Source organism: Candidatus Igneacidithiobacillus taiwanensis (assembly GCF_031962545.1).
Classification (GTDB): domain Bacteria; phylum Pseudomonadota; class Gammaproteobacteria; order Acidithiobacillales; family Acidithiobacillaceae; genus Igneacidithiobacillus; species Igneacidithiobacillus taiwanensis.
This window is the reverse complement of record NZ_JAVRKK010000067.1, coordinates 1-11,475: the sequence shown is the minus strand read 5'-3', so window position 1 is coordinate 11,475 and position 11,475 is coordinate 1. Positions and strand designations below refer to the sequence as shown.

At 61.0% G+C, this 11,475-nt stretch carries 14 protein-coding genes; 9 read left to right on the top strand and 5 right to left on the bottom strand.

Features of this window, described 5'->3' with window-relative positions:
* On the top strand, window positions 1–1,176 hold a 1,176-nt coding region (locus RTI30_RS09145), incomplete at its 5' end, for a methyl-accepting chemotaxis protein (protein WP_312283686.1).
* Window positions 1,177–1,179: 3 nt separating this feature from the next.
* Window positions 1,180–1,485, top strand: coding sequence for a hypothetical protein (locus tag RTI30_RS09140; RefSeq protein WP_312263108.1), 306 nt, complete (start codon window positions 1,180–1,182; stop codon window positions 1,483–1,485).
* A 1-nt stretch (window position 1,486) separates the two neighbouring features.
* Here the strand turns inward: RTI30_RS09140 and RTI30_RS09135 are convergent, their stop codons facing one another.
* Both RTI30_RS09135 and RTI30_RS09130 read right to left on the bottom strand, forming a co-directional pair.
* Complete coding sequence (locus tag RTI30_RS09135; protein WP_312263109.1) at window positions 1,487–1,780, bottom strand: hypothetical protein; 294 nt, start codon at window positions 1,778–1,780, stop codon at window positions 1,487–1,489.
* Between the two features lie 3 nt (window positions 1,781–1,783).
* Window positions 1,784–3,232, bottom strand: coding sequence for a phosphomannomutase (locus RTI30_RS09130; RefSeq protein ID WP_312263110.1), 1,449 nt, complete (start codon window positions 3,230–3,232; stop codon window positions 1,784–1,786).
* Window positions 3,233–3,363: 131 nt separating this feature from the next.
* On the opposite strand from RTI30_RS09130, the gene RTI30_RS09125 reads away from it, so the two are divergent.
* The 7 genes from RTI30_RS09125 (at window position 3,364) to RTI30_RS09095 (ending at window position 8,802) form a co-directional block, all read left to right on the top strand.
* Window positions 3,364–3,624: a type II toxin-antitoxin system Phd/YefM family antitoxin gene (locus tag RTI30_RS09125; protein WP_312263111.1), complete on the top strand. Its 261-nt coding sequence runs from the start codon at window positions 3,364–3,366 to the stop codon at window positions 3,622–3,624.
* Window positions 3,624–3,881 carry a Txe/YoeB family addiction module toxin gene (locus RTI30_RS09120; RefSeq protein ID WP_312263112.1) on the top strand — a complete coding sequence of 86 codons (258 nt, stop codon included), beginning with the start codon at window positions 3,624–3,626 and terminating at the stop codon, window positions 3,879–3,881. Before RTI30_RS09125 ends, RTI30_RS09120 begins: the two co-directional genes overlap by 1 nt.
* Window positions 3,882–3,955: 74 nt before the next feature.
* The gene (locus RTI30_RS09115; protein WP_312263113.1) at window positions 3,956–4,780 is read left to right on the top strand and encodes a metal ABC transporter ATP-binding protein; all 825 of its coding nucleotides are present in this window, start codon (window positions 3,956–3,958) and stop codon (window positions 4,778–4,780) included.
* Window positions 4,773–5,633 (top strand): metal ABC transporter permease, encoded by an 861-nt coding sequence (locus RTI30_RS09110; RefSeq protein WP_312263114.1) that lies wholly within the window; start codon window positions 4,773–4,775, stop codon window positions 5,631–5,633. The genes RTI30_RS09115 and RTI30_RS09110 overlap by 8 nt, the downstream gene beginning before the upstream one ends.
* Window positions 5,633–6,412, top strand: a complete 780-nt coding sequence (locus RTI30_RS09105; RefSeq protein WP_312263115.1) for a metal ABC transporter permease — start codon at window positions 5,633–5,635, stop codon at window positions 6,410–6,412. Before RTI30_RS09110 ends, RTI30_RS09105 begins: the two co-directional genes overlap by 1 nt.
* A gap of 81 nt (window positions 6,413–6,493) precedes the next feature.
* A complete protein-coding gene (locus RTI30_RS09100) occupies window positions 6,494–6,862 on the top strand; it encodes a hypothetical protein (RefSeq protein ID WP_312263116.1) in 369 nt (122 codons plus the stop codon).
* The gene (locus tag RTI30_RS09095; protein ID WP_312263117.1) at window positions 6,838–8,802 is read left to right on the top strand and encodes a transglycosylase SLT domain-containing protein; all 1,965 of its coding nucleotides are present in this window, start codon (window positions 6,838–6,840) and stop codon (window positions 8,800–8,802) included. The genes RTI30_RS09100 and RTI30_RS09095 overlap by 25 nt, the downstream gene beginning before the upstream one ends.
* Window positions 8,803–8,809: 7 nt before the next feature.
* Here the strand turns inward: RTI30_RS09095 and RTI30_RS09090 are convergent, their stop codons facing one another.
* The 3 genes from RTI30_RS09090 to RTI30_RS09080 form a co-directional block, all read right to left on the bottom strand.
* Complete coding sequence (locus RTI30_RS09090; RefSeq protein ID WP_312263118.1) at window positions 8,810–10,099, bottom strand: HDOD domain-containing protein; 1,290 nt, start codon at window positions 10,097–10,099, stop codon at window positions 8,810–8,812.
* Between the two features lie 74 nt (window positions 10,100–10,173).
* A complete protein-coding gene (locus RTI30_RS09085) occupies window positions 10,174–10,917 on the bottom strand; it encodes a flagellar motor protein (RefSeq protein WP_312263119.1) in 744 nt (247 codons plus the stop codon).
* Window positions 10,917–11,345: a sigma-70 family RNA polymerase sigma factor gene (locus tag RTI30_RS09080; protein ID WP_312283687.1), complete on the bottom strand. Its 429-nt coding sequence runs from the start codon at window positions 11,343–11,345 to the stop codon at window positions 10,917–10,919. Before RTI30_RS09080 ends, RTI30_RS09085 begins: the two co-directional genes overlap by 1 nt.
* Between the last annotated feature and the right edge of the window lie 130 nt (window positions 11,346–11,475).

Sequence of the window (11,475 nt, the reverse complement as noted above, 5' to 3'; positions counted from 1 at the left end):
CTAGATCAGATCTTCCCTAACGACAGCCACCTGCTCGGCCTCAAGTTTCACGATTCTCTTGGTCAGGCAAAGCTCGATACCCAGTCCCTTGCCGACCAAGCGCAAGCGGTAGTGCATGCAGTGCGTAGCGCCGCCGAAGCGATAGCCGAGAACCGCGAACTTGCTGCCAACACCCTGCACGACGTGCAGTTGGGCAACGAACGTCTGTCGGAGCTGATTGGTGAGATGGACTTGGTGGAGCGGGCCATCGATGGCATGGGCAAGACGGTACGCAACTTTCTCGAGCAGACCCGCACCATTACCACCCTTGCTGTCAAGGTGCAGGAAATTGCCAAGCAGACCAATTTACTCGCCCTCAATGCCGCCATCGAGGCCGCGCGCGCCGGCGAGCATGGTCGCGGTTTTGCGGTCGTAGCCGATGAAGTCAAAAAACTGGCACAGAGCTCTGCCCATGCCGCTTCCGAAATCCGCGAGGCCGCTAATAGCATCAACGGTGGCGCCAGCCGCGTCGAGGCAGATGTCAGCTCGAGCATCCAACATCTGCGGCGCGGCGGGGATTCCCTCGAGACCGTTGCCGAGGTCCTGGGCATGGCTAACCAGTCGGCACAAAAAACCCGAGACAACATCATCAGGATCGTGAGCGGTAGCACCCAAGAGATTGCGGCAGCAGAGGCCATGGGCAGCCACATGCAGGCCCTGACGGATTCCATGCAAAGCTTTGCCGGCAGTTTTGCCGAGATTCGGACCTGCCTCAACCGCATCCAACAACATCTGGAGCAGTCCACCGAAGCCGCAATGCAGGATGCGCCGACCCTGGCGGTGCGGCTCACCACTGCCAAGAGCGACCATATCCGTTGGGTGGGCAAGGTGCTCGAGACCATCAGCACCGGTAGCACAAGCCCTGGGGCCGAGGAGCTCAAAGATGAGCATCAGTGCCGTCTGGGCCGCTGGATGGATAGCCTGGAGGGTCATCCGCTACTCGCATACCCCGAATTTACCGCCCTGCAACAGGTACATCCGCAGGTACACAAGCTGGGTCTGCGCATCGTGCAGGCGGTGCGCGAGCACGATTGGAACACGGCCAAAAAGGGAGCGAGCGAATTGCGAGAGCTCAGCCAACTCGTGCAGAACCAACTCGACAAGCTACGCGCTCGCATCCTAAACCCCGAGGAGTAATGGATGGCGCGCCAAGAACCGGTCGCCGAGGAAGAAGCCGAGGTCTCTTCGCCGCCGGCACGCTGGCCGCGCTTTCGTCTCTGGGCCATCAGCCTTGCCGGTGGCATCGCTGCCGCCAGCGGCACCCTGTTATTGCCGCCGCCGATTTCTCTCGACGCCCCCTTTTGGGCACCCTATGCCCTAGATGTATTGCGCTTTCTTGTGCTCTGGTATCTTTCGCGGGTGCTTGTACGCAGTTTCTTTACCTTGGCGGAATGGCTCTTCGATACCCTGTTTCCGCCACCGACGATTTCCCGCAACGACGGATAAGTTACGTGCTTGAACCGCGTTGTCGGCCCACCCACCAGTCTCTGCCCATACCAAAAACCGTACATGCCGCGGCCAGCAGCAGCAAATCGGCTATCCAGCGCCAGCGGACCCAATTGCAGAGAGTTGCTAGATGCAGCAGGGTTTCCGCACCAACGCTCGGCCCATTGAGGGCTAACTGCGCCTTGGCATTGGTCTCGAAAACTACCCCAAGGTAGCGCAAGACCATGAGCAGCAAAGCCAGAGAAAAAAGACCCAGACCGGTATAAATCCAGCCCGAACGCCGGCGCCAACGCATACTTCAGATGCCGCGCCAGGCATGCAGTTGCTGCATGGCTGCCTGCAGCAACTGCTCCGCACGTTCCGCCGATGCCGCCTCGACATAGCAGCGCAATTCTGGGGCATTGCCCGAAGGACGCAGGTGCAGGATCTCATCCGCGGCGCTGCGCATACGCACACCATCGGTCAGATCGCGATCCTCGGCGGTGAAGCGCAAATCGACAAAATCCTGGTTGAACGCCGCCAGACCCGTCTCGGCATCGCAGTAGCGGGCCAGCAGCGCGCGACTCTTTTCGGCGGGGAAATCCTGCACCCGGTCGCTGACGGTAAATCGCTGCGGTAGCTCCTGCAGCAAACTGGCAAGGGGCTTTTTGCGGCGCGCTGCCGCAATCAATGCTGCCAGCATGGGCAAGATGGCGTCCCGGGTGGGCAACGGGTGCAGTTCCCTTCCCTCTTCTTGTAAGCGCGAGGCCAGAAGAAAACCGCCATTGGCCTCATAACCAACCACGCGCTCTGCGCCTTCAGCCAACAGTTCTTCCATGCCGGCAATGACATAGGGCGAGCCGATGCGCGTGCGCCGGGTACGCGCAAAGCGCCCACTGCGCTCGAGTCCGGTATTGCTGGAAATTGGCGTAACGACGGCATCGGCAGCCAGTAGGGCAGCACAAACCTGGCCGAGCTGATCGCCGCGCCACCACATCCCCTCGGCATCGGCAAGCATCGGCCGATCGGCATCGCCGTCGGTACTCAGCAAGGCATCGAGGCGATGTTGGGCTACCCAATCCTTGGCCAGGGCACGATCTTCGGGCCGCAGGGCCTCGGTATCCATGGGGACGAAGGCCTCGGAACGGCCCAGCACTACCACATCCGCCCCCAAGGCCCGCAGCAGTTCCGGGAGCAGGTCGCGGGCAACCCCCGAATGCTGGTACACGCCAACCCGCCACCCCTGCAGCGGCGTGCCAACAAAAAAATCGAGATAACGACGGCGATACTGTTCGAGACCGCTGGGGTCCGCCGACGGAAGCTGCGGCCGCTGATGGAGTTGTCCTGCAGCGGAGAATCGCTGCCCATCAAAGGGCGGCAGGGCAGCGAGAATACCGGCTTCGTCCGCCTTGCTGAGTTCGGCCTGCGGGCGATTGAATTTGATGCCATTGCGATCAAAGGGGATATGGCTGCCGGTCACCATCAGCGACGGCACGCGGGCGCGGAAACCCGCGTAGGCCAGGGCTGGCGACGGGATTCGCCCCAAGTAGCGCGGCGCCCCGCCCACATCGAGCACGCCCTGCCAAGCGGCCTCGAGGATCTCCGTCGTGCTCGGGCGCAAATCCCCAGCCAGCAGTACCTCCATACCCGGGGCAAACTCTCCGAGGCTCTGCAGATGACGCAAAAAAGCCGAAACATGGCCCACCACGACCACATCGGTGAGCTCGCGCACCAAGCCTCGCAACCCGCTCGTTCCAAATGCCGCCATCGTTTCCTCTCCTATGGTCTCAAATGATCATAGCACGGCGCACGCTCACGGCGAGCGCCACCCCGCCGCGACTTGTCGGCAGTCATGCTGCAACCTATACTTGTACAAGTTTCAGGACAGGAGTTTCGGCCATGCAAGTCGTGACGTATACCAAGGCGCGCAATCAACTCAAATCGTTGCTAGACCGCGTAGTAGAAGATGCCGACACCATCATCATCAGTCGTCGGGACGCGGAAGGGGACGCCGTCGTCATGTCTCTGGATACGTACAACAGCATCATCGAGACCCTGCACCTCACCAGCAATCCCGCCAATGCGGCTGCCCTGGCTCGGGCGATTGCCCAAGATCGGCAAGGCCTTGCCGAGACGCATACGCTCCTGCCGAGCGATTGATGCGCGCCGTTCTCTTCGTGCCCGATGCATGGTCCGATTATCTGTACTGGCACGAGCAAGACCGCAAGACACTGAAACGCATCAATCAGCTGCTTACAGCCAGTGCTTGCGATCCTTTTGTCGGCATCGGCAAACCCGAAGCCCTGCGCGGCGATCTTTCTGGATATTGGTCGCGCCGCATCGACGACACCCATCGCTTGGTCTACCGTGCCACCGAGTCCGAACTCATCGTCATTGCCTGCCGTTATCATTATTGAGGTCTTTCTTTCACCCTTGACAGCCGGTGCAGCGCATCCTACATTCCGCAACTCTGTTGCACGATTACGACGCCATGTCCGCACCCTCAGTAGTCACCGATCCCATCCTGCAGGTTTCCCAACTCGGGGTACGCCTGGGGGGGCGGATGGTGCTGCAAGACATATCCTTTTCCCTGCAGGCCGGTAGCGTTTCGGCACTGATCGGCGAGAATGGCGCTGGCAAGACCACCCTCCTGCGTAGCATCCTGGGCATGCAGGCTTGGCAGAGCGGCAAGATCGAGGTCCTGGGCCAGCCCGCCCAAGACCAACTTGCCCTGCTCGGGTATGTGCCGCAAAAGATCGGCTTCGATCCTTATCTACCGTTACGCACCCGCGACTTGGTCGCCCTGGGCACCCTGCGCCGGCATTGGTGGCAGGGGTTGCGGCAGGATGCCGCCGTGCAGGAGGCGCTTGCTGCAGTGCAGGCGGACAGCTTTGCTGAGCAACGGGTGGGGCAGCTTTCCGGTGGTCAGCAGCAGCGTGCCGTCATCGCCCACGCCCTGGCGCGGCGACCGCGCCTGTTGCTCCTCGACGAACCCCTGGCCAATCTCGACTTTGCCAGCACCAGCCGACTGGTACAGCTGCTCGGGGCGCTAGCGCGGGAAAAAGGCATCAGCGTGCTGGTTACCGCCCACGATATGAACCCCTTACTGCCCATTCTCGACCATTTGGTCTATCTGGTGGGCGGCCGGGCAGCCGCCGGCAGTGTCGAAGAGGTAGTGCGCAATGAAGTACTGAGTAAGCTCTATGGTTATCCTGTGGAGGTGCTGCGCCACCGCGGACGTTTGCTGGTGCTGCCCGAGGACCCGCGCTACTCCCGCGAAGATGTGCATTGCTCCCAGGGCTGCGGGCATGACTGATCCGCTGCACCTCGCCGCCTTTGTGCAGAACTCAGCGGTGCAAACGGCGCTCTGGATAGGCGCCCTGGCCGCCCTCCTCAATGGTACGATTGGGGTCTTTACGGTACTGCGCCAACATAGTTTTGCCGGCCATGCCCTTGGCGACAGCAGCAGTGCCGGTGGCGCGGTGGCAATTTTTGTCGGTATCAGCGCGCTTTGGGGCTTTCTGGTCATGGCCTGGATGGCAGCCCTGGCCATTGCCGGATTGGGACTACGCCGCGCGCAGGAACGCGACCTCGCCACTGGGGTGGTCTTGGGCGCCACCTTGGGTATCTCGGCGCTGTTTCTGTATCTGGATGTCACCACCACCCAAGCGAGCGGCGCTACCGTTGACGTTATGTTTGGCTCCATTTTTGCCCTCGCACCACAGCTGCGCTGGCCGATTCTGCTCTTGGTCGGCACGGCAGTCGGTATCGTCTTGGCTTTTTACCGACCCTTGTTATTGATTTCCGCCGATACCGATCTGGCACGGGCGGCAGGCTTGCCGGTGCGACGCTTGGAGTTGCTCTATCTGTTGTTACTTGGCGGGGCGGCTGCCCTATCGGCGCTCTCCATTGGCGTCATTTTGGCGACGACCTTACTTCTCGGCCCCGCCGCCGCCGGCCTGCGCCTAGCGCGCAAACCCTGGCAAAGCTTTCTCTACGCCCAGGGGATTGCTCTGTTTGCCGTGTTTGGCGGGATCTATCTGGCTTTTGCGAGCTATTATTGGTCGGGTGGCGCCAGCTGGCCGGTCAGCTTTTTTGTCGTCGTCCTGATTTTGCTCTGCTATCTTGCCAGCGCGCCCTTTGCACGCCAACGCCCTCGCCACGACTGATGTTCTCCCTTTTTTACCTGAATACTTGGATTGCCCTCAGCCTGTTGGCCTTGGCTGCCGGTAGTCTGGGCTATTTCGTGGTGTTGCGGCGCAGCGCTTTTGCCGCCCATGCCTTGCCCATGGCCGCCTTTCCGGGTGGCGCCCTGGCCACCTTGCTCGGCTTCGATCCACTCTGGGGGCTCGGGCTCTTCGCTTTGCTCGGCGTGCTTTTTTTGCGCCTATTCAGCCGTCTGGGGCGGCGCGATGTGGCGATGGGCTTGCTTCTGGGGAGTTTTCTCGCCCTTGGCGGGCTCTTCTTGAGCCTTGGTCGAGAATACGCGGCGCGAGTCTATGGTCTGCTTTTTGGCGAGGTGCTTGGCGTTTCGGCGGCCATGCTGCTGCCCCTCGGCGTCTTGGTGGCGATCGTCCTATTGCTGCTGCTATGGCAGTTTCCTCGTCTGTTGCTGCAATCGAGCTCCGCCGAACTGGCCGCCGCCCAGGCCATCTCCAGCAACCGGACAGACTGGCTCTTCTTCGTTCTCCTTGCCCTCGTCGCCGCCGCCGCCGTGCCGGTGGTCGGCACCCTGCTCGTTTTCACCCTACTCGTGAGCCCCGCCGCAGCAGCACAACGGCTGTCGCGCCATCCCTATCTTGCCTGGCTTTGGGCCATTGTCCTTGCCGAACTGTTGAGCTGGTCGGCTATGGCTTTTTCCTACTGGTCCAACTGGCCGCTCAGCTTTTTTGTGGGGGTAGAGGGCGCCCTGCTCTTTTTGTTGAGCCGCGTCATCGCCCGGTCTTAAATCAGGGTCCTTCCCTCTCCGAGCGCATGGTGGCATCATCTGGAGGGAAGTAGACAGTGCAAAAATTCTCCGAGGGAAGTCATGAGTTCATCCGCGAGTAATCGACCCGATCGCTTCATCATCAGCGGCGCTCTCCATGGAGTGACCCCGGAGGCGCGCAAAAAGCTCGAGGCCTTCGAAAAACTCGGCGGTCACGTCGATTATCTGCCAGAAAAGGCCCTGGCGCTGATTCAGTACGATGGCCGCTGCGGTGCCGAAATGGAAGAACACATGGTCGCTGTACTACAGCAGGCGGGGGCCTCCTGCGAATCCCACGGCGTCATCTGCCATGGCAAGGACCATTGCGAGCCCCTCAACCTGCACGTTGGCCCCCTGGCCGAAGACCATCCCCGGCGCGGCGAATCTCTGCGCAAGCATCTCGGGCGATGGCTGCATCTCAAGCAAAACTGACGCCCATGCGTAGCCTGCGTGGCTTGGCCGCAGCGCTGTTTCTGGTTTCTGTGGCGGCGCAGGCGGCGCTTAGTCCGCAGCAGGAACAGGCCCTACAAAATGCTGCCCAGAGTTTTTCCCAGGGGCAGTACCAAGCCGCTGCAGCCGCCCTACCCCTTCTTGCCAATACCTACATGGGGCCCTGGGTGGCCTATTGGTCTCTACAGCCGCGGCTTACGACCCTGACCAACGCGCAATTCGAGCAATTTGCGGCGGAATTTCCCCACGGTGCCGCCTACCGACTGCTACGCCGCCAGTGGCTGCTACAACTCGGTAAGCGGCAAGACTGGCAGAACTTTGCCAAGGTCTACCGCAATGGTCCTGCCCCTCAGGGAATCGATCTGCGTTGCTACGCGGCAATGAATCCGCTGCTGCAGGTCGGCAGTCCCGCGCAATTGTGGAGCGCCGCCCCCGCCGGCAGTAAAGCCTGTAATCAGATGGCAGCGAGTGCCCTAACCCAAGGCCGCATTCCGCAAGCGCTGCTCTGGCACAAGCTGGCGCAAATGATGGTGGAACGAGATTTTCGGCAGGCGTCGGCGCTGGCGCAGTTTCTCCCGGGTGCGGCGGCCGCTGCCGTACAAGCCATTGGGCAAAGCGGCAGTGCCTGGTTGGCGGCAAACGGTAGCACCGCGACCCAGGTCTACGGCGAGCAAACGGGGGCGGAACTGGTGCACCTGGCCCTGCTGCGCCTGACCACTTCGCAGCCTGCCGATGCCGTCGCGCAAGCCCAGACCCAACCGGGGCTCACGTCGGCGCAGCGCGCCTCGGTGTATTATGCGGCAGGCTGGCGGGCGGCTCGCCAATTGCAATCGACGGAGGCCAGCGCCTGGTTTGCGAAAGCCGTGCGCACCGATCCCAGCTACATCGCAGCGCCCAGAATGCTGCACTGGATGGTCCGCGCCGCCCTCCTCCAAGGCAATTGGTCCTTGGTGCTGGCGGCGGTGGAACGGCTGCCAAAGGACGAGGCCAGCGCCAGCCAGTGGCAGTTTTGGAAAGCACTCGCTCTGCAACAGAGTGGACAGAACAGCCAGGCGCAGCAGATTTGGGCGCGCATCGCCTCTCCCTTCGATGCCTACGGCCAACTCGCCAGTGCGGCAATCGGCTCTTCCCTGCGCCTGCCGCCACCGGAGTCGATTTCTGCGGTGTTCAGCAGCGACCCACCAGAGACCGTTTCTGCAGCCAACGGGGTAGATGCAGATGATCTGCGCCGCGCCTTCAAGCTCTATCAACTTGGACTCTACTTCGATGCGCTTTGGGAGTGGGGGCAGGCCCTCGACCAGCGCAGTCCGGCCGCCATTCGCGCCGCGGCGAGGCAGGCGGCAGCACATCAGGCTTGGCTGTTGACCATCAACGCCAGTACCCACGTGGCCAACGACGAAGATTGGCAACAAGGCTACGTTCTGCCGTACCGTAACGACATCCTCGCCGCGGCCAGCAATTATGGCCTTGCCCCCTCCTTTGTTGCCGGGGTAATTCGGCAAGAGTCGGGCTTTGCTCCGGGCATCAGTTCGTCGGCAGGTGCACAGGGCATCATGCAGGTCATGCCGGCTACCGCCAACTGGGTCCAACAGCATTACCCGCAAACCGCTAGTGCAGACCTCCAAGAGGCGAGCGGCAACATCCGCATCGGTACCGCCTATCTTGCGTATCTGCGCCGGCAATTTGGTGACTCTCCCCTGCTCCTGGCAGCGGCCTATAATGCCGGCCCCGGGGCCGTCAATCACTGGTTGAGGAAAATCCCGGTCGGTGGCAGTCCTTGGGCGGGGGCAATCTTTGCCGCCAATATTCCCTACCAGCAAACCCGCGACTATGTCCTTGCCGTGCTCAGCAATGCCATCGTCTACCGCGCCATACTCGGGGAGGGCGCCGTCTCCCCCTTACACTATTGGAAGCTTTCCTGAGCACGCATCATGCGCTACTTGCCTCGCTGAGATTGTTCAGCCGCTCCTGCAGGCACTGAAAAAAACGATCGAAGGCAAGAAACTGCTCCTCTTCTGGCGGTCGCTGGGAAAGGGAGCGGTCGCAGTAGAGCAAACCCCACGGCGACGCATTCAAGCGTAGGATTCCGGCAGCTCCATCATGGCCTTCCGCAAGGACGCCATCGCCCGCAGCGGCAACGGTTTGCCAGTCGCCATCGAGTAGCTCTGGTGGTTGCAGAGCACCGATGCGCCATTCCTTGAGGCGCTCAGGACTGAGCCCCGAGCCCAGCCGTGCCTGCCAGCCATTGGGCGAGTGCAAGGCAAGAATGCATAGGTCCCATCCACCGGCAACGCGCAGTCCTTCCGCAGCGGTGCGTACCAGGGCAGAAAGATGGCTGCCGGAGCACGGCAGGGCATGCAGATCCGCCAGGCACTGCTGTTGCGCGGCAAGGTCGGCTTCTGGCCGACTCCCGCCTTTGCCAACCAACCATTGCTTGGGTAGGACGGCATGGGACTGCTCCAAATTGCGGCGCAACCCGAGCAGCAATTCCCGCAGCGGCTGGCGAAAATAGCCCTGCAGGCGCAGCAGTTCGCGATCCAGCGCCGCATAAGCGCGGTTGCGCATGAGTTCGCCAAGGGTGCGAGCCTCGGCCAAAATATCCATATCGTGGACTTTGGGCAGACGATGCAGATGCGACAGGCCCCAATGGTCGAGGAGCGCTTCATTGACCGGATCGAGACGAAAACCCAGCACCTCGGCCTCGGCCTCGCGGCTGTCTACCCCATGCAGGATCTGTTGGTGCACCGCATCAGCTGCCTCGGCTGGGCCACACCAAAAGGCCAGCCGCGCGATTTCGCTGAGCAGACCAGCCAGATAATAGGGCTCTGGGTCGAGATGGAGTTTTTCTGCCAAAAATCCCGCCTGGGCGGCAACCTCCACGCTCTGCCGCAACAAGGCCAGCACCTGTTCGCGAAAGCGCGGGGCGATGGTCTGCTCGAGTATGGGCGTTACCCGGCAGATGTCTTGTAGCTGATTGAGCCCCAGCATCATCAGCGCCCGCGACAGCGACGCAAAGGGCTTGCGGCCGGCATTGATGAGCGAGGAATTAGCAGCCCGAAAAATACGGGCGGTCAGTACCGGATCGCGGCGGATGACTTCGGCAATTTTGTCCCAGCCATTATTGCCGTCTTGGCTGACCACGAGCACTTCACGCGCGCTGCTCTGCAGCAGGGGCAAATTGACCTGGGCAAGGGCCGATAAGGTTTCTTCTACAGACATGCGCCTATCTTGCGCAAGTCTGCGGAGCCAGACAATAGGCGACGCGGTGCTGCCGAAAGCGGCGTTTTCCTCTACTACTTGGCGTAAAAGCTTTGCAGACGGGCTTCGATGATTTTGGGGTTTTCGCCCTCCGCGACCCCCACCAAGCCCTCGATGAGCATTTCTCGTAAATAGCTGCGCTCATGAACGATTCCTTTGATTTTATTGGAGACCGGCAGGAAAAAGATATTTGCCGAGCCGACACCGTAGATGGTGGCAACAAAGGCGGTAGCAATTCCGGCCCCCAGTTTGGAGGGATCGGCCAAGTTCTCCATCACATGAATCAGGCCCAAGACCGCCCCCAGAATACCGATGGTCGGCGCATAGCCGCCCGCCGACTCATAGAGCTTGGCAGCCTGACGCTCCATGGCTTCCCGCGATTCCAGCTCGACTAGGAGGGTATCGCGAATCTTCTGGGGTTCGGTGCCGTCTACTAGCATCTGCAAGCCATGGCGTAGAAAGGGATCCTTGACGGTATCGAGGGCGCTCTCCAAGGCGAGCAGACCATTTTTACGGGCGCTGTTGCTCCAATCGACAATCTGCTCGATGAGGGGCTGCGCCTCGATGGCCGGGGGCTTGAGCACCCAAGGCAACATTTTGACCGCCCGCAAAAAGACCGGCAGGGTGTATTGGATCATTACCGCACCCGTCGTGCCGCCAATGACGATGACAAAAGCGGTGAGCTGGATGACAGAAGAAATACTGCCGCCTTCCAGAAATTGCCCGAGCAGGATACCGCCGACGGCAATCAGGATACCCAACAAGCTCAGGATATCCATCAGGCCTGCTCCTGCCAGTCGACCAAGGAGCCACGCAAGCGCAGAACCGCCTGGCGCAGGATCTGGGATACCCGCGACTCGGTGAGATCGATGACTTGGCCAATCTCCTTGAGGGTGAGATCTTCCTGGTAATACAAGGCGAGGACCAATTTTTCGCGTTCCGGCAGCTTGCTGATCGCTTCGTTGAGATCACGCTGAAAGCGCGCCGCGCCCAACAATGTTGGCAAATCCTCGCCTTCATCCCGTAGGTAGGTACCGGCAAAGCTCGCGTTATCGGCGCTGAGATCTTCCAGGTACAGCAACTGACCGCCGGTATCGCGCAGGGCCTCCTGGTACTCGCGCAGATCCCAGCCAAGGGCTGCGGCCACTTCTTCTTCGCTTGGCGGATGACCGAGCTGCTGCTCCAACTGCGCCATCGCCTTGGCAATTTGCTGCTCTTTTTGCCGCGCGCGACGGGGTAGGGAAGATCTGATCTAGCCGAAGAAGGCATTGCCGTTGATCCAGAATCTCAAAAAAAACGCCATGAGGCCCATTGCTGATCGAAATACCACTATTTTC